Origin of the sequence: Nocardioides furvisabuli (assembly GCF_021083185.1) — a bacterium.
Classification (GTDB): Bacteria; Actinomycetota; Actinomycetes; order Propionibacteriales; family Nocardioidaceae; genus Nocardioides; species Nocardioides furvisabuli.
Genome location: NZ_JAIGQB010000001.1, coordinates 431,936 through 454,557, shown reverse-complemented (window position 1 = coordinate 454,557; position 22,622 = coordinate 431,936). Strand labels below are relative to the sequence as shown.

At 69.1% G+C, this 22,622-nt stretch carries 17 protein-coding genes; 2 read left to right on the top strand and 15 right to left on the bottom strand.

Annotation, left to right across the window (positions count from 1 at the left end; genetic code table 11):
* Positions 1 to 5: 5 nt before the first annotated feature.
* Positions 6 to 779 carry a cytochrome c biogenesis CcdA family protein gene (locus K4G59_RS02130; protein ID WP_231248925.1) on the top strand — a complete coding sequence of 258 codons (774 nt, stop codon included), beginning with the start codon at positions 6 to 8 and terminating at the stop codon, positions 777 to 779.
* Between the two features lie 168 nt (positions 780 to 947).
* Here the strand turns inward: K4G59_RS02130 and K4G59_RS02125 are convergent, their stop codons facing one another.
* The 15 genes from K4G59_RS02125 to rplJ all read right to left on the bottom strand — a co-directional run bounded on the left by K4G59_RS02125 (position 948) and on the right by rplJ (position 21,323).
* Positions 948 to 4,793: a DNA-directed RNA polymerase subunit beta' gene (locus K4G59_RS02125; RefSeq protein ID WP_231248923.1), complete on the bottom strand. Its 3,846-nt coding sequence runs from the start codon at positions 4,791 to 4,793 to the stop codon at positions 948 to 950.
* Between the two features lie 88 nt (positions 4,794 to 4,881).
* Positions 4,882 to 8,463 carry a DNA-directed RNA polymerase subunit beta gene (gene rpoB, locus K4G59_RS02120; RefSeq protein WP_231248921.1) on the bottom strand — a complete coding sequence of 1,194 codons (3,582 nt, stop codon included), beginning with the start codon at positions 8,461 to 8,463 and terminating at the stop codon, positions 4,882 to 4,884.
* Positions 8,464 to 8,695: 232 nt separating this feature from the next.
* On the bottom strand, positions 8,696 to 9,481 hold the full coding sequence (locus K4G59_RS02115; protein ID WP_231248918.1) for a J domain-containing protein: 786 nt from the start codon (positions 9,479 to 9,481) through the stop codon (positions 8,696 to 8,698).
* Positions 9,478 to 10,176 carry a hypothetical protein gene (locus tag K4G59_RS02110; protein ID WP_231248917.1) on the bottom strand — a complete coding sequence of 233 codons (699 nt, stop codon included), beginning with the start codon at positions 10,174 to 10,176 and terminating at the stop codon, positions 9,478 to 9,480. The genes K4G59_RS02115 and K4G59_RS02110 overlap by 4 nt, the downstream gene beginning before the upstream one ends.
* A 51-nt stretch (positions 10,177 to 10,227) precedes the next feature.
* A complete protein-coding gene (locus K4G59_RS02105) occupies positions 10,228 to 11,541 on the bottom strand; it encodes an MCE family protein (protein WP_231248916.1) in 1,314 nt (437 codons plus the stop codon).
* A complete protein-coding gene (locus K4G59_RS02100; protein WP_231248915.1) occupies positions 11,538 to 12,977 on the bottom strand; it encodes an MCE family protein in 1,440 nt (479 codons plus the stop codon). Before K4G59_RS02100 ends, K4G59_RS02105 begins: the two co-directional genes overlap by 4 nt.
* On the bottom strand, positions 12,974 to 14,119 hold the full coding sequence (locus tag K4G59_RS02095; RefSeq protein ID WP_231248914.1) for an MCE family protein: 1,146 nt from the start codon (positions 14,117 to 14,119) through the stop codon (positions 12,974 to 12,976). The genes K4G59_RS02100 and K4G59_RS02095 overlap by 4 nt, the downstream gene beginning before the upstream one ends.
* Positions 14,120 to 14,122: 3 nt before the next feature.
* Positions 14,123 to 15,085 (bottom strand): MCE family protein, encoded by a 963-nt coding sequence (locus K4G59_RS02090; protein ID WP_231248913.1) that lies wholly within the window; start codon positions 15,083 to 15,085, stop codon positions 14,123 to 14,125.
* Positions 15,082 to 16,119 carry an MCE family protein gene (locus tag K4G59_RS02085; RefSeq protein WP_231248912.1) on the bottom strand — a complete coding sequence of 346 codons (1,038 nt, stop codon included), beginning with the start codon at positions 16,117 to 16,119 and terminating at the stop codon, positions 15,082 to 15,084. Before K4G59_RS02085 ends, K4G59_RS02090 begins: the two co-directional genes overlap by 4 nt.
* Positions 16,116 to 17,390, bottom strand: a complete 1,275-nt coding sequence (locus K4G59_RS02080) for an MCE family protein (RefSeq protein ID WP_231248911.1) — start codon at positions 17,388 to 17,390, stop codon at positions 16,116 to 16,118. Before K4G59_RS02080 ends, K4G59_RS02085 begins: the two co-directional genes overlap by 4 nt.
* 5 nt (positions 17,391 to 17,395) lie before the next feature.
* On the bottom strand, positions 17,396 to 18,220 hold the full coding sequence (locus K4G59_RS02075) for an MlaE family ABC transporter permease (protein ID WP_231248909.1): 825 nt from the start codon (positions 18,218 to 18,220) through the stop codon (positions 17,396 to 17,398).
* A 1-nt stretch (position 18,221) separates the two neighbouring features.
* A complete protein-coding gene (locus K4G59_RS02070; protein ID WP_231249261.1) occupies positions 18,222 to 18,995 on the bottom strand; it encodes an MlaE family ABC transporter permease in 774 nt (257 codons plus the stop codon).
* Positions 18,996 to 19,021: 26 nt separating this feature from the next.
* Positions 19,022 to 19,978 (bottom strand): ABC transporter ATP-binding protein, encoded by a 957-nt coding sequence (locus K4G59_RS02065; RefSeq protein WP_231248907.1) that lies wholly within the window; start codon positions 19,976 to 19,978, stop codon positions 19,022 to 19,024.
* A gap of 215 nt (positions 19,979 to 20,193) precedes the next feature.
* Positions 20,194 to 20,580 (bottom strand): 50S ribosomal protein L7/L12, encoded by a 387-nt coding sequence (rplL, locus tag K4G59_RS02060; RefSeq protein WP_231248905.1) that lies wholly within the window; start codon positions 20,578 to 20,580, stop codon positions 20,194 to 20,196.
* Positions 20,581 to 20,657: 77 nt separating this feature from the next.
* Complete coding sequence (gene rplJ, locus K4G59_RS02055; protein WP_231248904.1) at positions 20,658 to 21,323, bottom strand: 50S ribosomal protein L10; 666 nt, start codon at positions 21,321 to 21,323, stop codon at positions 20,658 to 20,660.
* Between the two features lie 288 nt (positions 21,324 to 21,611).
* Between rplJ and K4G59_RS02050 the strand changes: the two genes are divergently transcribed.
* The gene (locus tag K4G59_RS02050) at positions 21,612 to 22,601 is read left to right on the top strand and encodes a DnaB-like helicase C-terminal domain-containing protein (RefSeq protein ID WP_231248902.1); all 990 of its coding nucleotides are present in this window, start codon (positions 21,612 to 21,614) and stop codon (positions 22,599 to 22,601) included.
* The last annotated feature ends 21 nt before the right edge of the window (positions 22,602 to 22,622 follow it).

Sequence of the window (22,622 nt, the reverse complement as noted above, 5' to 3'; positions counted from 1 at the left end):
GACCCGTGGGCGACACCCTGGCCCTCGCCGTCGCTGCGGGCATGCTCGCAGCGGTCAACCCGTGCGGCTTCGCGCTGCTCCCGGCCTACCTGTCCGTGCTGGTCCTCGGCGACGACAGCCCTGGCCCTGCCCGCGCGGTGGCCCGCGCGCTGTGGCTCACCGCCTGCATGACGCTCGGGTTCGTGGCGGTCTTCGGCGTCTTCGGCCTCGTGGTCTCACCCGTGGCGTCCCAGGCCCAGCAGTACCTGCCGTGGTTCACCGCGGTGTTCGGCGCGCTGGTCGCGCTCGCGGGCGTGTGGCTGCTGCTCGGGCGCGAGCTGCCGCGCCTCCAGCTGACCCGCTCGGGCTCGGGCGGGAAGCCCCTGACCCGGAGCGTGCCGACCATGGTGGGCTTCGGCATGTCGTACGCCGCCGCGAGCCTCACCTGCTCGATCGCGCCGTTCCTGGCGCTCGTCGTGGCGAGCTTCCGCAGCGGCTCGACCGCCGAGGGAGCCTCGCTGTTCGTGGCCTACAGCGCCGGCATGGGACTGCTCGTCGGGGCGGCGGCCGTCGCCGTGGCCCTCGCCCGGCGCGGCCTCATCTCGGGCATCCGCCGCGGCGGGCAGTGGGTGCCCCGGGTCTCGGGCCTGCTGCTGCTCGTGGTGGGTGCCTACGTCTCCTGGTACGGCGCCTGGGAGCTGCGGGTCCTCGACGGCGGGGATCCCTCGGACCCGGTCATCGAGCTGGCCGCGCGCGTGCAGGCGACGCTCGCCGAGTGGGTCCGGGCGATCACGCCCTGATCCGGCCGCCCTGATCCGGCCGTCCTGATCCGCCTCCGCTCCGGGAACGGCTGGGCTGGTGAGGCACACCAGTGGATCTCGCCACGCACAACGCCCGCCCTCGCAAGCGAGGGCGGGCGTTGGTGCTACTCGATCCGGTTCGTCACACGAGGACCGATCGCTTCGCGATCAGTTCTGGTACGAACCGAAGTCGAAGTCGTCGAGTGCGACGGCCTGCGACGACGGACCGAAGTCGTAGTCGTAGGAGTCGTAGCCCGTGACCGAGTAGGCCGCTGCACGCGCCTCCTCGGTGGGCTCCACCCGGATGTTGCGGTAGCGCTCGAGGCCGGTTCCGGCCGGGATGAGCTTTCCGATGATCACGTTCTCCTTCAGGCCACGCAGGCTGTCGGAGCGACCGTTGATCGCGGCGTCGGTGAGGACTCGGGTGGTCTCCTGGAAGGAGGCCGCCGAGAGCCACGACTCCGTCGCGAGCGAGGCCTTGGTGATGCCCATGAGCACCGGGCGCCCCGAGGCCGGCTTGCCGCCCTCGGAGACCACGCGACGGTTCTCCTCCTCGAACCGCACCCGGTCGACCAGGTCGGACGGGAGCAGGTTGGTGTCACCGGACTCGATGACCGTCACGCGGCGCAGCATCTGCCGGATGATGATCTCGATGTGCTTGTCGTGGATCGACACGCCCTGGGACCGGTAGACCTCCTGGACCTCGTCCACGAGGTGCTCCTGCGCCTTGCGGACACCCAGGATGCGCAGGACGTCCTGCGGGTCGGGCGTACCGGACGTGATGTGGTGACCCACCTCGATGTGGTCACCGTCCTCCACGTTGAGACGCGAGCGCTTGGAGACCGGGATCTCCTGGGGCTCGGTGCCGTCGTCGGGGGTGACCACGACGACGCGGGCCTTGTCGCTCTCCTCGATCTTGACGCGACCGGCCGACTCCGAGATCGGCGTACGACCCTTGGGCGAGCGGGCCTCGAAGAGCTCGACCACACGGGGCAGACCCTGCGTGATGTCGTCCGCGGAGGCCACACCACCGGTGTGGAACGTGCGCATCGTCAGCTGCGTGCCGGGCTCACCGATGGACTGGGCGGCGATGATGCCGACCGCCTCACCGATGTCGACCAGCTGGCCGGTGGCCAGCGAGCGGCCGTAGCACTTGGCGCAGGTGCCGGTGCGGGCGTCGCAGGTCAGGACCGAGCGGACCTTGACCTCGGTGACGCCGGCGGCCACGAGCTCGCCGATCTTGACGTCGCCCAGGTCCTCGCCGGCGGTGGCGAGGACCTCGCCGGTCTCCGGGTGGGTGATCTCGACAGCCGAGGCCCGGGCGTAGGCCGAGGTCTCCACGTGCTCGTCGTCGATGCGCTTGGGCAGGCCACGCTCGGTGCCGCAGTCGTCCTCACGGATGATGACGTCCTGCGACACGTCCACCAGACGACGGGTCAGGTAGCCCGAGTCGGCGGTGCGGAGCGCGGTGTCGGCCAGGCCCTTGCGAGCACCGTGGGTCGAGATGAAGTACTCGAGCACCGAGAGGCCCTCGCGGAAGTTGGCCTTGATCGGGCGCGGGATGATCTCGCCCTTCGGGTTGGCCACCAGACCACGCATGGCCGCGACCTGCCGGATCTGGTTCATGTTTCCCGACGCACCCGAGTCGACCATCATGTAGATCGGGTTCTTGCGGTCGAAGTTGGTCTCCATCGCACGACCGACCTCGGCAGCGGCCTGGGTCCACAGCTCGATGAGCTCCTGACGACGCTCGTCGTCGGTCATCACACCGCGCTCGTAGTTCTTCTGGACCTTCTCGGCCTGGGCCTCGTAGCGGCCGAGGATCTCGACCTTGCTGTCGGGCGTGGTGACGTCGTCGATCGAGACGGTCACACCCGAGCGCGTGGCCCAGTGGAATCCGGCGTCCTTGAGGGCGTCGAGCGAGGCCGCGACCTGGACCTTGGTGTAGCGCTCGGCCAGGTCGTTGACGATCGCGCCGAGGCGCTTCTTGCCGACCTCCTCGTTGACGAAGGGGTAGTCGGCCGGCAGCGTGTCGTTGAAGTGCACGCGGCCCAGCGTCGTGTCGAGCAGGATCGCGGTCCGCTCCTCCCAGTCGGCACCCATCTCGAGGTCGAGCGGGGGGACGATGTCGGAGAGGCGGATCTTGATCTTGCTCTGCAGGCCGATCTCGCCACGGTCGTAGGCCATGATCGCCTCGGACGGCGTGGAGAAGATGCGGCCCTCGCCGACCTCTCCGTCGCGGTCCGCGGTGAGCCAGAACAGGCCGATGATCATGTCCTGCGAGGGCATGGTCACCGGACGGCCGTCCGAGGGCTTCAGGATGTTGTTGGTCGACAGCATCAGGATGCGCGCCTCGGCCTGCGCCTCCGCGGACAGCGGCAGGTGCACGGCCATCTGGTCACCGTCGAAGTCGGCGTTGAACGCGCCGCACACGAGCGGGTGGATCTGGATGGCCTTGCCCTCGATCAGCTGCGGCTCGAAGGCCTGGATGCCGAGGCGGTGCAGGGTGGGCGCACGGTTGAGCAGCACGGGGTGCTCGGTGATGACCTCTTCGAGGACGTCCCACACGACCGGGCGCGCACGCTCGACCATCCGCTTGGCGGACTTGATGTTCTGCGCGTGCGACAGGTCGACCAGGCGCTTCATCACGAACGGCTTGAACAGCTCGAGCGCCATCTGCTTGGGCAGGCCGCACTGGTGGAGCTTGAGCTGCGGGCCCGAGACGATGACCGAGCGACCCGAGTAGTCGACGCGCTTGCCGAGCAGGTTCTGACGGAAGCGACCCTGCTTGCCCTTGAGCATGTCGGACAGCGACTTCAGCGGCCGGTTGCCCGGGCCGGTGACGGGACGACCGCGACGGCCGTTGTCGAAGAGGCTGTCGACGGCCTCCTGCAGCATCCGCTTCTCGTTGTTCACGATGATCTCGGGGGCACCGAGGTCGAGGAGACGCTTGAGGCGGTTGTTGCGGTTGATGACGCGGCGGTAGAGGTCGTTCAGGTCGGAGGTGGCGAAGCGGCCACCGTCGAGCTGGACCATCGGACGCAGGTCCGGCGGGATCACCGGGACGGCGTCGAGCACCATGCCGATGGGCTGGTTGCCGGTCTTGCGGAAGGCGTCGACGACCTTGAGGCGCTTGAGCGCGCGGACCTTGCGCTGGCCCTTGCCGTTGGCGATCGTGTCGCGCAGCGACTCGACCTCGGCCTCGATGTCGAAGTCCTGGAGGCGCTTCTGGATCGCCGTGGCGCCCATGTGGCCCTCGAAGTACTTGCCGAACCAGTTCTTCATCTCGCGGTAGAGCAGCTCGTCGCCGAGCAGGTCCTGGACCTTGAGGTTCTTGAACGTGTCCCAGACCTCCTCGAGACGCGCGATCTCACGGTTGGCGCGGTCACGGAGCTGGTTCATCTCGCGGTCGGCACCGTCGCGCACCTTGCGCTTGGCGTCGGCCTTGGCACCCTCGGCCTCGAGGGTGGCGAGGTCCTCCTCGAGCTTCTTGGCACGGTCGTCCACGGAGGTGTCGCGACGCTTCTCGAGGCGCTCGCGCTCGAGCCCGACCTTGTTCTCGAGCGACTCCGAGTCGCGGTGACGCGCCTCCTCGTCGACCGAGGTGATCATGTAGGCGGCGAAGTAGATGACCTTCTCGAGGTCCTTCGGCGCCAGGTCGAGCAGGTAGCCCAGGCGCGACGGGACGCCCTTGAAGTACCAGATGTGGGTCACGGGCGCGGCGAGCTCGATGTGGCCCATCCGCTCGCGGCGGACCTTCGAGCGGGTGACCTCGACGCCACAGCGCTCGCAGATGATGCCCTTGAAGCGCACGCGCTTGTACTTGCCGCAGTAGCACTCCCAGTCCCGGGTGGGACCGAAGATCTTCTCGCAGAAGAGGCCGTCACGCTCGGGCTTGAGCGTGCGGTAGTTGATGGTCTCGGGCTTCTTGACCTCGCCGTGGCTCCACGTGCGGATCTCGTCCGCGGTGGCCAGGCCGATCTGAAGCTGGTCGAAGAAGTTAACGTCAAGCACTTGGCTGTGAGTCCTTCGTTAGTACGTGGAAAAGCTGAGCGGTGGACTGAGGGGCGGTACGCCGGCCGGAGCCGGCGTACCGACGCACTCAGACTTCTTCGACCGAGCTGGGCTCGCGACGCGACAGGTCGATCCCGAGCTCCTCGGCGGCCCGGAAGACGTCTTCCTCGGCATCCTTGAGCTCGATGGTCGAACCGTCGTGCGTGAGCACCTCGACGTTGAGGCAGAGGGACTGCATCTCCTTGACGAGCACCTTGAACGACTCGGGGATGCCCGAGTCGGGGATGTTCTCGCCCTTGACGATTGCCTCGTAGACCTTCACGCGGCCCGGGACGTCGTCGGACTTGATCGTCAGCAGCTCCTGCAGGGCGTAGGCGGCGCCGTACGCCTCCATCGCCCAGACCTCCATCTCGCCGAACCGCTGGCCGCCGAACTGGGCCTTGCCGCCCAGGGGCTGCTGCGTGATCATCGAGTAGGGGCCCGTCGAGCGCGCGTGGATCTTGTCGTCGACGAGGTGGTGGAGCTTGAGGATGTACATGTAGCCCACGGCCACCGGCTCCGGGAACGGCTCACCCGAGCGACCGTCGAAGAGGCTGGCCTTGCCGTCCTCCTTGACCATTCGCTCACCGTCGCGGTTGGGCAGGGTCGCACCGAGCAGGCCGGTGATCTCGTCCTCGCGCGCACCGTCGAACACCGGCGTCGCGACCTTGGTGCCGGGCTCGTTCTTCTCGGCGTGGATCGCGATGAGGCGGTCCTTCCACTCCGAGGATCCCTTGTCGGCGTGCAGGTCGATGTCCCAGCCCTGCTTGGCCAGCCAGCCGAGGTGGAGCTCGAGGATCTGGCCGATGTTCATACGACGCGGCACACCCAGCGGGTTGAGCACGACGTCGACCGGGGTGCCGTCCTCCATGAACGGCATGTCCTCGACCGGCAGGATCTTGGCGATGACGCCCTTGTTGCCGTGACGACCGGCGAGCTTGTCACCGACCGAGATCTTGCGCTTCTGGGCGACGTAGACGCGGACGAGCTGGTTGACGCCCGGAGGCAGGTCGTCGCCGTCCTCGCGGTCGAAGACCCGGACGCCGATGACCGTGCCGGACTCACCGTGGGGCACCTTCATCGAGGTGTCGCGCACCTCGCGCGCCTTCTCACCGAAGATCGCGCGGAGCAGGCGCTCCTCCGGGGTGAGCTCGGTCTCGCCCTTGGGCGTGACCTTGCCGACGAGGATGTCACCGGTGGTGACCTCGGCGCCGATGCGGATGATGCCGCGCTCGTCGAGGTCGGCCAGGCCCTCCTCGGAGACGTTCGGGATGTCCCGGGTGATCTCCTCGGGGCCGAGCTTGGTGTCGCGGGCGTCGACCTCGTGCTCCTCGATGTGGATCGAGGTGAGGACGTCCTCCTGCACCAGGCGCTGGCTGAGGATGATCGCGTCCTCGTAGTTGTGGCCCTGCCACGGCATGAAGGCGACGAGCAGGTTGGTGCCCAGCGCCATCTCGGCGTTGTCGGTGCACGGACCGTCGGCGATCGGCGTGCCGACCTCGAGGCGGTCCCCGGCCTTCACCAGCGGGCGCTGGTTGATGCAGGTGCCCTGGTTGGAGCGCTTGAACTTGGCCATCTTGTAGGTCTGGTAGGTGCCGTCGTCGTTCATCGTCTCGATGGAGTCGGCCGACACCTCCTTGACCACTCCGGCGTTGTCGGCCACGACCACGTCACCTGCGTCGACGGCGGCGCGGTACTCCATGCCGGTGCCGACCAGCGGGCTGTCGCTGACGACCAGCGGGACGGCCTGGCGCTGCATGTTGGCGCCCATCAGGGCACGGTTGGCGTCGTCGTGCTCGAGGAACGGGATCAGGGCCGTCGCGACCGACACCATCTGGCGCGGCGAGACGTCCATGTAGTCGACCTCGTCGGCCAGGATCGCGTCGACCTCACCCTTCTGCTGCCGGACGAGCACGCGCTCCTCGACGAAGCGCATCTTGGAGTCCAGCGGCGCGTTGGCCTGCGCGATGACGTAGCGGTCCTCGTCGTCGGCGGTGAGGTAGTCGATCTGGTCGGTGACCACGCCGCCCTCGACCTTGCGGTAGGGGGTCTCGACGAAGCCGAACGGGTTGATCCGACCGTAGGACGCGAGCGAACCGATCAGGCCGATGTTCGGGCCTTCCGGGGTCTCGATCGGGCACATGCGGCCGTAGTGCGACGGGTGGACGTCACGGACCTCCATGCCGGCACGGTCCCGCGACAGACCACCGGGACCGAGCGCCGAGAGGCGACGCTTGTGCGTCAGGCCGGCGATCGGGTTGGTCTGGTCCATGAACTGGCTGAGCTGCGAGGTGCCGAAGAACTCCTTGAGCGCCGCGACCACGGGACGGATGTTGATGAGGGACTGCGGCGTGATGGCCTCGACGTCCTGCGTCGTCATCCGCTCGCGCACCACGCGCTCCATGCGGGCCAGGCCCGTGCGGAGCTGGTTCTGGATGAGCTCGCCCACGGTGCGCATGCGGCGGTTGCCGAAGTGGTCGATGTCGTCGGCCTGGACCTTGACGGGGGCACCGTCGGGGCCCTCGACCGGGTTGCCCTCGGCGTCGACGAGGTCCGGCGAGTCAGCCTGGATGCCGGCGGCGTGCAGCTGCACGACGTAGCGGATCGCGGCCACGACGTCGTCGATGGTCAGCGTCTGCTGGTCGAACGCCTCGCGGAGACCGAGCTTCTTGTTGATCTTGTAGCGGCCGACCTTCGCCAGGTCGTAGCGCTTGGGGTTGAAGTAGTAGTTGTTGAGCAGCGTCTGCGCGGCCTCGGCCGTGGGCGGCTCGCCGGGGCGGAGCTTGCGGTAGATGTCGAGCAGCGCGAGCCGGGTGACCTCGTCGTTGACCTGCTCGGCGGTGGGGGCCTCGCCCCGCGCCTTCTTCTGCAGCTCCTCGTAGACGACCTCGTAGCGGACGCTGTCCTTCTCGAGGGTCAGCATCATCGACTCGTACTGGCCGAACTCCTCGCGGATCTGCTCGGTCGTCCAGCCCAGGGCCTTGAGCAGCACCGTGACGTTCTGCTTGCGCTTGCGGTCGAGGCGTACGCCGACCAGGTCGCGCTTGTCGATCTCGAACTCCAGCCACGCGCCGCGGCTCGGGATGAGCTTGGCGGTGAAGATGTCCTTGTCAGAGGTCTTGTCCGGGCTCGACTCGAAGTAGACGCCCGGCGAGCGCACGAGCTGCGACACCACGACACGCTCGGTGCCGTTGATGATGAAGGTGCCCTTCTTGGTCATCATGGGGAAGTCACCCATGAAGACCGTCTGGCCCTTGATCTCACCGGTCTCGTGGTTCATGAACTCGGCCGAGACGTAGAGCGGGCGGGAGTAGGTGAAGTCCTTCTCCTTGCACTCCTCCTCGGTGTACTTCTCGTCCAGGAAGACGGGGTTGTCGAAGGAGAGCATCATCGTCTCGGAGAAGTCCTCGATCGGGGAGATCTCCTCGAAGATCTCCTGCAGACCGGTCTTCTCGGAGACGTCCTCACCGGCGGCCCTGCGGGCAGCCACCTCCTCCTCCCAACGCTCTCCGCCGACCAGCCAGTCGAAGCTGCTCGTCTGGAGCGAGATGAGGGGGGGAACCTCGAGAGGTTCGGTGATCTTTGCGAAAGAGGTGCGACGGTGATTACCAGCGGTGCTGCGCGCGGCCAAGAGGTGTCCTCACAAATGATCAAGTGATCTCGGCGCCGGCCGACCACCGCAACAACCGTCCGGAAGGTGTCGGGCATCTGAGGGCAGGCGCAAGGACCCACGATAGCGCACTTGTGGACACGCCTCAAACGCGGGGTCAAGTCCCGAAGGAGAGAGCGCCACGCGTTGGCCACGACTATGAACGCCGAAGCCTCCCGGGTCAAGCAGGGCGCGCCGCGACCACCCGTACGGGTCAGCCCTGGGCGGGCGAGGTGACCAGGTCGTCGACCAGCCAGTCGCCGTCGACGCGCTGCATCGACAGGGTCACCTGGTCCTTGTAGACCACCGGATCGGCGCTCAGCCGGTTGGTGGTCGGACGGTCGACGAAGACCAGCACCTGCACCCGGTCGCCGCTCGCCCGCACGATGCCGGAGGAGACGACCGAGGCGGTCACCGTCGTCTCGGTCTGGGGTGCGTTCTCCTCCAGGACCGCGAAGAGCTTGTCGTACTCCTCGCGGTAGGAGCCGGTCATGAGCGCCTGCGCCTCCTGCTGGTCGGCCTCGAGCGTCTCGTGGTCGTAGGACAGCACCGGCACGACGGCGCGCTCGGCCGCCACCTGGGCGGCACGCGCGGCGGAGTCGTCCCCACCGTCGTCCTGCGCGGTCCACATCCACGCCGTGGTCGCGACCAGACCGGTCGCGACGACGCCGAGGCCCGCCAGCAGCCACGTGGGCACGCCGCGGGCGCGCCCGGTGGTCGAGGGAGGACGAAGTCCTGTCACGAGGCCCGCCTCCGAGTCCCTGGTCTCGTGACGGGCCCCACGGCCCTCCTCGACCAGCGGCTCGTCCGGGTGCTCGGCGTCGTACGCCGCCCGCGCGCCGGGGTCGAGCAGCACCCTGGCCGCACGGTTGAGCGCGTCGAAGCGGCGATCGCCGGGCTCGAGGTCGGCGATCTGGGTCTTCCAGGCGTCCCGCACCTCCTCGGTCGAGGCATCGCGCGGCACGTCGAGGAGGTCGTACCAGGTCGGGGTGTCGCTCACGGGGTGCCCCCCTCTCCCGGTGCCGGCGCCGTGCCGGGCGCCGGTTCCTCGCCACTGCTCACAGGGGAGAAGTCGTCGACGAGCCACTCCCCCTCGATCACCACGAGGTCGACGGTGAAGCGGAAGGGCAGCGGCTCCTGGTCGACGACCTGGGCCTCGTCCCCCTCGCCCTGCCGGTAGCTGTCGGTGAAGGCGCCGGCCACGAGGACGCGCGCCGAGTCGTCGTCGATCGAGGAGACCGCCGTGGCGAACACGTCTGCGTTGCGGGTGATGCCGCCCTGCGCCACGAGCTGCTCGGCGGTGGCGACCTCCTGGTCGAAGTCGGCGGCGAACTTGGGCGTGATGACCTCGCGCACCTGCTCGCGGTAGGCCGGCATCTGCCCGGAGTCGTCGAGCATGTCGGGGCTGTAGGTGCCGAGCCGCTTGACGAACTGGCTGGTCAGGCCCATGACCTGCTCGCGCTCCTCGGGCAGGCTCAGCGCGCCGTCGGCGCCGGAGCTGCGTCCCCCGGAGGACATCCACACCATCAGCGCGACGCAGACCACCGCGACGAGCGCGAGGACGGCGGCGAGCACCGTGCGTCGCTGCTGCGGACGGCGTGCGCCGGCGGCGGGTTCGGCGCCGGGATAGGCACCCGGTGGGACCGGCGCGGTCGCGACGTCGTCGCGACGGGCCGCATCGGGCAGCACGGACATCGGTTCCCTCCCTCGAGAACGGCAGGACCCCCTCCCGGGGTCCTGCTGGGTTCAACGAGCCGCGGTCGGCGAGGTCACGCCCCCGGCCAGCAGCGGCTCGAGGTAGAGCCACTTCCACGAGTCCTCACCGAGGGTCCCGGGCGCCGACGGGCGCCCACCGAGCAGCCGCCTGATCTCGGCCGGGTCGGAGGTCACGGCGCCCGTCTCCGGGTCGTGGGCGAAGTCCGCCTCGCCCCAGCCCGTCGCAGCCCGGGGGGCCTGGATGTTCTGCGCGCCGCGGGCGTTGGACTTCGACGCGGGCTCGGTGCAACGGGCATCCTCGTTCATCGGCGTGTTGCTCCCGTCGAGCGGCGAGCGGCGGTCGGTGCCCTCGTAGCCACCGATGCACACGTGGGGCTCCTCGGTGAGCACCATGCCGAAGTGGGCGTCGTACAGGCCGGTGCCGGGCGACCTGGACACCACGGTGAAGCCGCCCTCGACGACGTAGGGGTAGATCACCAGCAGCTGCTCGATGCCGTCGAGGTGCTTGACGACGATCTCCCCGGTCGTGACCAGGTTGTTGATCAGCTCGCCGAGCTCGACCTCGTTGGCCTCGAGGAAGGTGCGCAGCTCGTTGGCGCCGAGGGAGCCGTCGTCGATCAGCCGGCGCAGGTCCTTGTCGTTGTCGGCGATCGTGGTGGAGAACGCCGACAGGTCACGGGCGAAGCGGCGGAAGGCGCCCTCGGAGTCGATCTGACCGTTGAGCACGGTGTTGCTGTCGCGGATCAGGTCGACGGTGACGTCGAAGTTCTGCTCGGCGGCGGTGATGAACTCGCTGCTGCTGTCGAGGATGGTCTGGAGGTCCTCCCCCGCACCGTTGAAGGCGAGCCCGAACTCCGAGGTGACCGTGCGGAGGTCGTCGGTGTCGACGCTGCGCACCGTCTCGTCGAGGTGGGTGAGCAGCGTGTCGGTCTGGATCGGCGTCGCGGTCCTCCTCTGCGAGATCTCGGAGTCCTCGCGGAGGAAGGGGCCGTCGTCGCTCTGCGGCTGGAGCTCGACGTACTGCTCGCCGACCGCGGAGCGGTTGCCCACCAGGGCGTGGGCGTCGGCCGGGATGTCGTCGAACTCGTCGTCGATGTCCAGCACGATGTCGACCCCGTCATCGGTGAGGACGAGCTCGCTCACCTCGCCGACCCGCACGCCGCGGTAGGAGACCTCCGCGCCCTGGAAGGCGCCGCCGGAGTCGGCGAAGTGCGCGACGACCGTGTAGCTCTGGTCGAGCACGAGGCGGTCGAGCCGGGCGTAGCGGGCGCCGACGAAGCTCACTCCCACCAGCGTGATGAGGGCGAAGACCAGCAGCTGCACCTTGGTCCGACGGGTGATCATCGCTCCACCACCATCCCGGGCACGAGCAGGCTCACGAGTGCCGGGTCGTACATCTGGCTCAGCTGTCCCATCGTGGGTCCGCGCCGAGGGTCGGGAGGGTCGTCGTACGCCGCTGCGCGGGGCAGGCCGGGCAACGTGATCGTCGGCAGGCTCGGGACCGGGAGGGTCGGCGCGGTCGGGGTCGGCAGCGGCAGGGTCGGGGTGCCGGAGCCGCCGCACAGACCCGGGACCGGGGCCTGCTCGCAGACCGCGGCGATCACCGAGCCGGGCAGGCCCAGGCAGGCGGTGACGTCACCGCGGCGCAGGCCCTCGAGGCAGTCGTTGATCGCGTCGAGCGCGTCCTGGCACAGCCGGCTGGTGTCGGGCAGCGGGCCGTCCTGCGGCAGCTGGCTGAGCGGGATGCAGGCCTGGGTCGGCAGCGTCGTCGGGATCGTGGTCGGGATGGAGGTGAGGTCGACGTCGAGGGTGATCGACAGGTTGGTGTAGTCGCCCATGTGCAGGTTGCGCGCGACCTGCGGGTCGCGGCCGACGACCTCGTCGACGAACGGGTAGGTGAGGAAGACGTGGAAGGCGTTGGTGAAGTCGTCGCCGGAGGCCGCGAGCTGGGTGAGCACCGGGTCGAGCCGCTCGAGCGAGGTGATGGTGGCGTCCTTCGACTCCGCGATCACGTCGACCGCGACGTCGGACAGGTCGTTGAGCGCGGCGAGCATCTCGACGAGGTCGTCGCGCTGGCGGTTGATCGAGTCGAGCGCGCTGGGCAGCTCCTCGAGCGCCTCGTCGATCGTGGGCAGCTGCTTCTCCGCCGCGATCGCGAGCCGGTTGAGCGACTCGATCGCGGCGACGATGTCGGCCTTGTTGTCGTCGAGCTGGCCGGTGAAGGTGCGCAGGTTGCGCAGCACCGAGCGGGCGGAGTCCTCGCGGCCCTCGAGGGCGAGGTTGAGCTCCTGGGTGATCGTCTTGAGCTGGGCCACGCCGCCGCCGTTGAGCAGCAGGCTCAGCGCGCCGAGCACCTCCTCGACCTCCGGGTTGCGCCCGGCCCGCTCGATCGGGATGACCTCGCCGTCCTCGAGCCGGTCGGCGACGGCGCCCTCGGCGGGCGCACTGAGCTGGACGAACTTCTCGCCGAGCAGGCTGGTCTGCCGGAGCTCGGCCACGGCGTTGCCGGGCAGGTCGACGTCGCGTCGCAGCACCATCGTCACCAGCGCCTGGTAGCCCTGGAGGTCGATCTCGGTCACCTTGCCCACGCTGACGTCGTTGACCTTGACCGTCGACTGCGGCACCAGGTCGAGCACGTCGGCGAACTCCACCTTGACCGTGATCGGGTCGTCCCCGACGTCGGGCCCGCCGGGCAGCGGCAGGGAGTAGACGCTGCCGTCGCAGGCGGAGAGGAACATCGCCGTCAGGACGCCCAGCACGAGGGTCTTCACGCGGGTCATCGCTCCACCTCCACGAGTCCACCGAGGCTGGGGTCGAACACGTCGCGCGCCGGCAGCACGTCGGGCTCGCCCAAGGCGCCCGGACGGCTGCGCGAGAGCAGCTCGGTGATCGTGTCGCAGGCCCGGCCGGAGCGCTCGACCTGCCCGACGAAGCCGCACAGCAGCGCGGCGGGGTCGGCCTCGAGCTGCTCGATGCTCTGGCCGAAGTTGGCGCGGGTGTCGAGCGTGCCGGCCTGCGGGTTGTAGGTCAGGGCCAGGTTGTTCAGCGCGCCCGGGGCGACCCGGAGGATCTCGTCGAGCGCGGCGCGCTGGCGCACCAGCACCTGGGAGACCCGGTTGAGGCCGCTGATGTTGCGGCTCAACGAGTCCTTGTTCTCCTTCACGAAGCCCTTGACGGAGTTCAGCGCGACCGACAGGTTCCTCGTCGCAGCGACGAGCTCCTCGCGCTCGCCCTCCAGCATGGTCGACACGTCGGCGAGCGACTGGTTGAACTGCCGCACGGTCTGGTCGTTCTCGGCGAGCGTGGCCATGAAGCCGCCGAGGGCCTCCACCGACCCGAACAGCTCGTCGGAGTTGCCTGCGAGCGTCGCGCTGAGCTGCGAGAAGTCCTCGATCGTCCGGCGGAAGGTCGTGCCCTGGCCGCCGAAGTTGTCGGCCGTGACGGAGAGCAGGTCCGACAGCGCGCCGGTCCGGTTCGCCCCCCGCGGGCCGAGGGCCACGTTGAGGCGGTCGAGGCTCTCGTAGATCTGGTCGAGCTCCAGCGGCTCGGAGGTCTGGTCGACGCTCAGCTCGGCCCCGTCGGCCAGCACCTCCCCGGTGCCGGAGTAGGCCGGCGTCAGCTGGACGTAGCGGTCGCCGACCACCGACGGCGCGATGATGACGGCCTTGGCGTCGGCCGGCAGCTTCACCTCCTCGTCGTACGTCATGGTCACCTCGACGTCGGTGCCGGTGGGCTCGACCCGGGTCACCGTGCCGACGGGCACGCCCAGCACGCGGACGTCGCTGCCCTCGTAGACGGAGATGGTGCGCGGGAAGTGGGCGACGACCGTCCGGGCGGTGTCGCCGCCGAGGACGCTGACGGCGGCCGCGACGACGAAGCCGAGCACGACGAGGGGGACGAGGAGGCGCTTCACGAGGTCCATGGGTCAGCCCACCTGCGGGACGGGAGGGAAGTTGGAGATCCACGTGTCGAACCACGGGCCGGTGCCCAGGGTGTTGGCGAAGACGCGGTAGAAGGGCGCCATCAGCCGCAGGCTGCTGTCGAGGTTGTCCTCGTTCTTGTTCAGCACGGCGATGACGTTCTCCAGGTGCGCCAGCGCCGGCTTGAGGTCCTCGCGCGACTGACGGATCAACGTGGTCAGCTCCTTCGACAGCCGGGTGCTGGAGACGAGGAGGTCGTGGACGGCGTCGCGGCGCGCGACCAGCGCGCGGAACAGCACGTCGCTGTCCTCCATCAGCGCGATGATGTCCTCGTCGCGCTCGTCGAGGACCGTGGAGACCCGCTCGAGGTTGACCAGCAGGGTGTTGAGCTGGGTGTCCTTCTCGGCGATGTTGGCCGAGAGGCGGCTGAGGCCGCTGAGCGCGCCGCGGAACTCCTCGGGGGTGTTGCGGGTCAGGTCGGCCAGCGTGGTCAGCGACTCGGCCAGCTGGTCGGTGTCGATCTGCTCCGAGGTCGAGGCCAGTCCCTCGAACGCCTCCACCACGTCGAAGGGCGACGACGTGCGCGCGGCCGGGATCGTCGCGCCCTCGTCGAGCTGGCCACCGCCGGCGGGCTCCAGGGCGAGGAACATCGCTCCCAGGATCGTCTTGACCTTGATGGCGGCGCGGGTCTCGGGCCCGAAGTCGGCGGCGTCGTCGACCTTGAAGCTCACCCGCACCTCGTCACCGGCCAGCGCGATCTCGTCGACCTTGCCCACGCGTACGCCGGCGATCCGGACCTCGTCGTTGACCTTGAGCCCACCCGCCTCGGTGAACATCGCGTGGTAGGTGTCGCCGCCGCCGATGACCGGCAGGTCGTCGGCGCGCAGCGCGGCGACCAGCACCACCGCGAGGACGACGAGGCTGACGGCCCCGACGACGACCGGGTTGCGCTCGCGAAAAGGCTTCATCCGAGATCACACCTGTCCGAGCCGGTGTTGTACTTCACCGGGAGCGAGACGTTGTCGGGCAGGTTGACCCGCCCCTGGAACTCGCAGAGGTAGAAGTTGAAGAACGAGCCGTAGATGGCGGTGCGCCCGATCTTGTTGAGCTTGATCGGCAGCACCTGGAGCGCCCGGTCGAGCTCGGCCTTGTTCTTGTCGATGTTGCCCGCGACGGTGCGCAGCTCCTTGATGTCCTTGACCAGGGGCTCACGGATGCCGTCGATCAGCGACGCGGTCTCCACCGACAGCGTCGAGACCTCCTCCAGCGAGCCGAGGATCGCGAAGCGGTCCTTCTTCAGCCCGCCGACGAGGGTGCGGAACGACTGGATCAGGCGGGTGAGCTGCTTGTCGCGGTCGGCCACGTGGTCGAGCACGAGCGACAGGTTGTCGATCAGGTCACCGATCACCTCGTCGCGGTCGGCGAGCGTCGAGGTGACCGAGGCGGTGTGGGCCAGCAGCCCCTCGAGGGTCCCGCCCTCGCCCTGGAACACCTGGATCAGCTCGTAGGACAGCTGGTTGACGTCCTCGGGCGACAGCGCCTGGAAGAGCGGCTTGAAGCCGTTGAAGAGCACCGTCAGGTCGAGCGCCGCGCGCGTCCGGGAGACCGGGATGGTCGCACCGTCGGGCAGGCGCTGGGTGTCGCCCACCTCCTGGGTGAGCGAGATGTAGCGCTGGCCGACGAGGTTGCGGTAGCGGATGGCGGCGTTCGTGCCGCCGTTGACCGACGTGTCGTCGTCGACGGAGAACGTGACCAGCGCGCGGGAGCGGTCGATGATCTCGACCTCGTCCACGGTGCCGACCCGGACGCCGGCGACGCGGATGTCGTCGCCCTTGGTGACACCGGTGGCGTCGGTGAACTCCGCGCTGTACTCCCGCGAGGAGCCGAAGCCGAGGTTGCCGATCGTCACCACGAGCACGCTGGTGGCGAGCGAGGTCACGACCACGAAGACCAGGAGCTTGACCAGGTCGATCGACGTCTTCTTGTCCAGCAGTCCCCTCATCGCAGCGACACCTCCGCCCCGCGGGCCATGGGTCCGACGAGGAGGACCCCCAGGTCGGGTACGTCGCCCGCCGTGACGCCGAGTCCGGGGGCGAGGAGCGCCTTGAGCAGCGCCGACTCGTCGCGGCCGCCGACGAATCCGGCGGCCGTCCCCGACCAGCCGGGACCGACGCGGCTGATGCCCTTGCCGGTGGGCTCGTCGACGCCGTCGACGAAGTCGGGCTGGTGGGTGAGCGGGTTGCTCTGCGACCACGGCGGGTTGGGCAGGCGTCCGCAGTGGTAGCCGCGCTTGTCGCCGTAGACAGGAGCGTCCTGGGGGCCGTAGCCGCGCGGCTGGTTGGGCAGCGTCTCCAGCACGATGTGGAGGGTGAAGCCGCGGAACGCCTCCGCCTGGAGGTCGCCGGCACCCACGATGCCGCCGAGCAGGCAGGGGTAGCCGGGGGCGTAGCGCGCGAACACCTCGAGCTGCGCAGCCCCGAGGTCGGCGAGGCGCACCAGGTTGTCACCGTTGTCGCGGGTGAAGCGTTCGGCCACGGTCGACAGCTTGCTCACGTCGTTGAAGAGCGCCTTCAGCTTGTCCTCGCGACCCTCGAGGGTCGTGGTGGTGGTGATCGTGTTGCGGAGGATCGTCGCGACCTCGGGCAGCACGTCGGCGTAGGTGTCGGAGACCTCGGCGGTCAGGCGCAGGTCCTCGATCAGCCCGGCGACCTCGGGGTTGAAGCGGGTCAGGTAGCCGTCGAGGGTCTCGAGGCTCTCGCCGAGCTGCTCGCCGCGACCCTCGAGCGCGGTGGCGACGGCGTTCAGGGTCATGTTGAGGTCGGCGGGCTGGACCGCGCGCAGGAGCGGGTAGAGGTCGCTGAGCACCTGCTCGACCTCGGTCGAGAGGTGGGTGCGCTCGATGACGTCGCCGTCGGCGATCGGCTCCGCGTCGGACCCACCCTCGGGGACGATGAGCGAGACGAACTTCTCGCCGAAGAGCGTCTTGGGCAGGATCGAGGCCGTCACGTCGCCCGGGACCTGGGTCGTGCGGTCCTCGTAGAGGCCGAGCGTGATGTCGGCGCCGTCCGCGGTGGGCTCGTAGTCGAGCACCTCGCCCACGATGACGCCCCTGATCTTGACGTCGGCGCGCTGGGGCAGCTGGAGGCCGATGCGCGAGGCCTTCACGGTGACCTCGTCGTAGGTGCTGAACTTCTGGGTGAACACGCCGTAGGTCAGCCACACCGAGGCGAGCATCAGCACCAGGAAGACGATGCCCAGGGACTTGGTCCTCATCTGCCTCACCCCGCCAGTCGCACGGTCGTGGCCGCGCCCCAGATCGCCATGGACAGGAGCAGGTCGAGCACGTTGATCGCCACGATGCTGGTCCGCACCGCGCGACCCACCGCGACACCCACACCGGCGGGCCCGCCGGAGGCGTTGTAGCCGTGGTAGCAGTGGATGAGGATCACCGTCACCGCGAAGACGAGGACCTTGCCGAAGGACCACAGCACGTCGCCCGGTGGCAGGAACGCGTTGAAGTAGTGGTCGTAGGTGCCCGGCGACTGGCCGTAGATCTGCGTCACCACGAGCCGGCTGGCGAAGTAGGACGACAGCAGACCCACGACGTAGAGCGGGATGATCGCGATCAGCCCGCCGACGACGCGGGTGGCGACCAGGAACGGCATCGACGGGATCGCCATCACCTCGAGCGCGTCGACCTCCTCCGAGATCCGCATCGCGCCGAGCTGGGCGGTGAACCCGCAGCCCACGGTGGCGGCGAGCGCGATCCCGGCCACCAGCGGGGCGATCTCGCGGGTGTTGAAGTAGGCCGAGACGAAGCCGGCGAACGCCGCGGTGCCGAGCTGGTTGAGCGCGGCGTAGCCGGAGAGGCCGACCTGCGCACCGGTGAAGAAGGTCATCCCGATGATGACGCCGACGGTGCCGCCGATGACCGCGAGCGCACCCGTGCCGAGGGTGACCTCGGCGAGGATCCGCAGGATCTCGCGGGGATAGCGGGCGATCGACCGCGGGATCGCCCGCAGCACGCCCAGGTGGAAGGCGAGCTGGCCGCCGAGGGTGTCGAGCGAGGCCAGCGGCTTGGCGTAGACGTCCTTGAGAGCCATGTCATCCGCCCTTCGGTGGGACGACCTGGAGGTAGATCATGCTGAGGACGAAGTTGGCCACGAAGAGCAGCAGGAAGGTGATGACGACCGACTCGTTGACCGCGTCGCCGACTCCCTTCGGACCTCCCTTGGCGTTCATCCCCTTGTAGGACGCGACGATCGCGGCGATGACCCCGAAGATCAGTGCCTTGATCAGGCCGATCCACAGGTCCGGCAGCTGGGCGAGCGCCGTGAAGCTCGCGAGGTAGGCGCCGGGCGTGCCGTCCTGGAGGATCACGTTGAAGACGTAGCCGCCCGCGACCCCGACCACGCTGACCATGCCGTTGAGGAAGAACGCGACGAGCATGCACGCCAGCACCCGCGGCACCACCAGGCGCTGGATCGGGTCGATGCCGAGCACCATCATCGCGTCGAGCTCCTCACGGATCTTGCGCGCGCCGAGGTCGGCGGCGATCGCCGAGCCTCCCGCCCCGGCGATGAGCAGCGCGGTGCCGATCGGCGCTGCTTGCTGGACCACCGCGAGGACCGACGCCGAGCCGGTGAAGGACTGGGCACCGAACTGCTTGATCAGCCCGCCCACCTGGAGCGCGATGACCGCGCCGAACGGGATCGCCACGAGGGCGGTGGGCACGATCGTCACCGACGCGATGAACCACGCCTGCTGGATGAACTCCCGCAGCTGGAAGGGCCGTCGGAACAGTCCGCGGAAGACGTCGAGGGCGAAGGCGAACAGGTTGCCTGCGACGCCGACGGGCGCAAGGGCGCGCGAGGTCAGCGAGGTGGGGGCGGAGGTGGCCACGGTCAGGCTCCCGGAGCCAGGCCGGCGTTGCTGGACTCGAACGAACCGGGCGGCGGGGTCACGCCGTGCTCGCGGCACCACTCCCCCGCGGGACGCTGGCTGCGTCGCGGGATCCCGTTGGACGGGTCGAGCTGCAGCGGGATCGGCGGCAGCGGCGGCAGCTCCTGGCCGGCCTCGGCGGCGAGCTCGTCGGCGTCCTTCTCCTCCGACATGCCGATGGGGCCGACCTTCTGGGCGTTGAGGAACTGGCGCACGACGGGCTCCTCGGAGCTCAGCAGCTGCTCGCGCGGGCCGAACATCGCGAGGTGGCGGTGGTAGAGCAGGCCGATGTTGTCCGGCACCGTCCGCGCGGTGTTGATGTCGTGGGTGACGATGAGGAAGGTGGCGTCGATCTGGGCGTTGAGGTCGACGATCAGCTGGTTGAGGAACGCCGTACGCACCGGGTCGAGGCCGGAGTCCGGCTCGTCGAAGAGCACGATCTCGGGGTCGAGCACCAGCGCACGGGCCAGGCCGGCGCGCTTGCGCATGCCGCCGGAGATCTCGCCCGGGAGCTTGTCCTCGGCGCCGACCAGGCCGACGAGGTCCATCTTCTCCATGACGATCTCGCGGACCTCGGACTCGGACTTCCGCGTGTGCTCGCGCAGCGGGAAGGCGACGTTGTCGTAGAGGTTCATCGAGCCGAACATCGCGCCGTCCTGGAACAGCACGCCGAACAGCTTGCGGATCTCGTAGAGGTCGCGCTCGGAGCAGCTCGCGATGTCGGTGCCCTCGATGATGATCGAGCCCTTGTCGGGCTTGAGGAGTCCGATGAGCGTCTTGAGGAAGACCGACTTGCCGGTGCCCGACGGGCCGAGCATGACGCAGATCTCGCCGGCGGGGACGGTGAGCGTCACGTCGCCCCAGATGAGCTGCTTGCCGAACGACTTGGAGAGGTCGTTGACCTTGATCTCGACACCCATGGTTGCGCGGACCCCTTCCTCTCCCCGTCGCTACTCCTGAGTAGTCCAACGCGGCAGGGCGCGGGAGGTTACGCCCGGGTGCGACGCTCGTCACTGGCCGTGGCGCAGGACGGTGGCGGGCGTCCCGGAAGACGCCACAGGGCGGCCACCCCAGCGAAGGGGTGACCGCCCTGGGCGGTCGACGGAGGGCCCGCGAGGGCCCGTCCGTCAGTGGGTCACTTGACGGTGACGGTGGCGCCGGCGGCCTCGAGGGCCTCCTTCGCCTTGTCGGCCGCAGCCTTGTCGACCTTCTCGAGGATCGCCTTCGGGGCCGCCTCGACGAGGTCCTTGGCCTCCTTGAGACCGAGGGAGGTCAGCGCGCGGACCTCCTTGATGACGTTGATCTTCTTGTCACCAGCGGACTCGAGGACGACGTCGAACTCGTCCTGCTCGGCAGCGGCCTCGCCACCGGCGGCCGGGGCGCCCGCGGCGGGGGCAGCGGCGACGGGGGCAGCGGCGGTGACGCCGAAGGTCTCCTCGAACTCCTTGACGAACTCGGAGAGCTCGATGAGGGTCATTTCCTTGAACGCGTCGAGCAGCTCGACGGTGGACAGCTTCGCCATGGTGGCGGTTCCTTCCGATCTGAGACCCGCGCGTGCGCGCGGGTCAGGGTTTCCAGGTGGTGTACGTCGGCCCGGGGTCAGGCGTCGGTGGACTCAGCGGCCGCGTCGGCCGCCTCGTCGGTCGCCTCGGGCGCGGCGGCCTCCGCGGAAGCGGAGTCCTCCTCGACCGGGGCGTCCTCGGCAGCCGGAGCAGCCGGCGTACCGGCACCACCTGCGAGGATCGAGGGGTCCTCGGTCGCCTTCGTCTCCAGGGCGCCGGCGAGCCGGGCGACCTGGGCGAGCGGGGCGTTGAGGAGGTAGACGGCCTGGGACAGCGAGGCGAGCATGCCGCCCGCGAGCTTGCCCAGCAGCACCTCACGCGACTCGAGATCGGCCAGCTTGGCGATCTCTGCAGCGTCGAGGGACTTGCCGTCCAGGACACCGCCCTTGATGACGAGGGCGGGGTTTGCCTTGGCAAAGTCACGCAGACCCTTGGCGGCCTCGACCACGTCTCCATTGATGAAGGCGATGGCGGTCGGGCCGGTCAGCAGGTCGTCGAAGCCTTCGATTCCCACCTCGGTGGCGGCAATCTTGGCGAGCGTGTTCTTGACCACGGCGTAGTGGGCGTTCTCGCCGAGGGAGCGCCGCAGGTCCTGCAGCTGCTTCACGGTGAGACCGCGGTACTCGGTCAGCACAGCGCCGGCGGACTCGTTGAACGACTCAACGATCTCCGCAACGGCAGCAGTCTTTTCTGGCCGCGCCATGGGGTCTCCTTCCGGGGTTGACCACCGGCGTCCCGGCCCACAGACGACGAAACGCCCCGAGCACAGGCTCGAGGCGTTGGTGCGGCGCTAGCCGCTGCTCTCACCTGCGCCGGCCGTTCGCTGCTGCGAACCTTCGGTCACGGGCGAGGAGCTCGTGACCACCTGCGGTCTCTGGTTTCGAAGCCAGACAGTACGCCTCGTGGCCCGAGGCAGACAAATCGGCGCCCACTGCGGGGCAAACGACCCAATCCGCTGCCGCGACCACCCCGACGCTGGTTCCATGGTCGCGTGGATCACCAGCTCACGACCGTCGGGGCCTCACTGGCCCGGAGCGACGAACGCATGCTCACCGGCCGCAACGCCGCAGGCCGGGTCTGGAAGACCGGCTTCGTCGGTCTCGACCCGCTGATCGGCGGAGGGATGCGGGCCGGCTCGCTGGTGCTGCTCGCCGGGCCGCAGGGCCTGGGCAAGTCCACCTTCGCCCTCCAGGTGGCGCGCAACAACGCCGCGACCGGGCGTCCGGTCATCTTCTTCTCCTACGAGCACGACGCCGAGGACATCACCCAGAAGCTCATCGCGATGGAGGCCGGCGAGCTCGACGAGTCGGACCAGGTGCGGGTCAACAGCATCCGGTCGATCTTCGACGACCTGTGGGTCAGCTCGCTCGAGCACCGCCTCGAGTCCGTGCCGTGCGGCGTCCAGGCGCTCACCCGGGTCTCGCACTACAGCGAGATGCTCTTCGTGCACCGCTCGACCGGGACCCGCACCGACCTCGCCGCGATCGAGAACGCCATCGAAGCCGTGCGCGAGCTGGCGGGCACGACCCCGCTCGTGATCGTCGACTACCTGCAGAAGGTGAAGACGCAGCACCCCGACGAGGACGACAGCTCCACGGAGATCGTCGAGGGCCTCAAGGACCTCGCCATCGACATCAACGCCCCGGTGCTGGCGATCGCCGCGGCCGAGAAGGCCGCACTGCGCTCGGGCAAGCGGATGCGCGCCAGCGACCTGCGCGGCTCCAGCGCGCTGGCGTACGAGGCCGACGTCGTGCTGGTGCTGAACAACAAGTTCGACATCGTCGCGCGCCACCACCTGACCTACGACCTCAGCAACGCCGAGCGGTTCCGTGACTTCGCCGTCCTGACGGTGGAGAAGAACCGCTTCGGGCGCGACGGCGTGGTGCTGCAGTTCAGGACCCGCTTCGACCAGGGCCGCTACGTGCAGGAGGGCACCGAGGTCAAGGAGCAGCTGATCGACGAGCGCGTCTTCCGCGAGTGAGGCTCGCGGCCCGCGGAGCGG

Bases quoted from the DNA above. Each gene is read 5' to 3' on its own strand.
- K4G59_RS02110 (WP_231248917.1), bottom strand. From the start codon at position 10,176: ATGTCCGTGCTGCCCGATGCGGCCCGTCGCGACGACGTCGCGACCGCG.
- K4G59_RS02085 (WP_231248912.1), bottom strand. From the start codon at position 16,119: ATGAGGGGACTGCTGGACAAGAAGACGTCGATCGACCTGGTCAAGCTC.
- K4G59_RS02095 (WP_231248914.1), bottom strand. From the start codon at position 14,119: ATGGACCTCGTGAAGCGCCTCCTCGTCCCCCTCGTCGTGCTCGGCTTC.
- rplL (WP_231248905.1), bottom strand. From the start codon at position 20,580: ATGGCGAAGCTGTCCACCGTCGAGCTGCTCGACGCGTTCAAGGAAATG.
- K4G59_RS02090 (WP_231248913.1), bottom strand. From the start codon at position 15,085: ATGAAGCCTTTTCGCGAGCGCAACCCGGTCGTCGTCGGGGCCGTCAGC.
- K4G59_RS02080 (WP_231248911.1), bottom strand. From the start codon at position 17,390: ATGAGGACCAAGTCCCTGGGCATCGTCTTCCTGGTGCTGATGCTCGCC.
- K4G59_RS02100 (WP_231248915.1), bottom strand. From the start codon at position 12,977: ATGACCCGCGTGAAGACCCTCGTGCTGGGCGTCCTGACGGCGATGTTC.
- K4G59_RS02105 (WP_231248916.1), bottom strand. From the start codon at position 11,541: ATGATCACCCGTCGGACCAAGGTGCAGCTGCTGGTCTTCGCCCTCATC.
- K4G59_RS02065 (WP_231248907.1), bottom strand. From the start codon at position 19,978: ATGGGTGTCGAGATCAAGGTCAACGACCTCTCCAAGTCGTTCGGCAAG.
- K4G59_RS02075 (WP_231248909.1), bottom strand. From the start codon at position 18,220: ATGGCTCTCAAGGACGTCTACGCCAAGCCGCTGGCCTCGCTCGACACC.
- rplJ (WP_231248904.1), bottom strand. From the start codon at position 21,323: ATGGCGCGGCCAGAAAAGACTGCTGCCGTTGCGGAGATCGTTGAGTCG.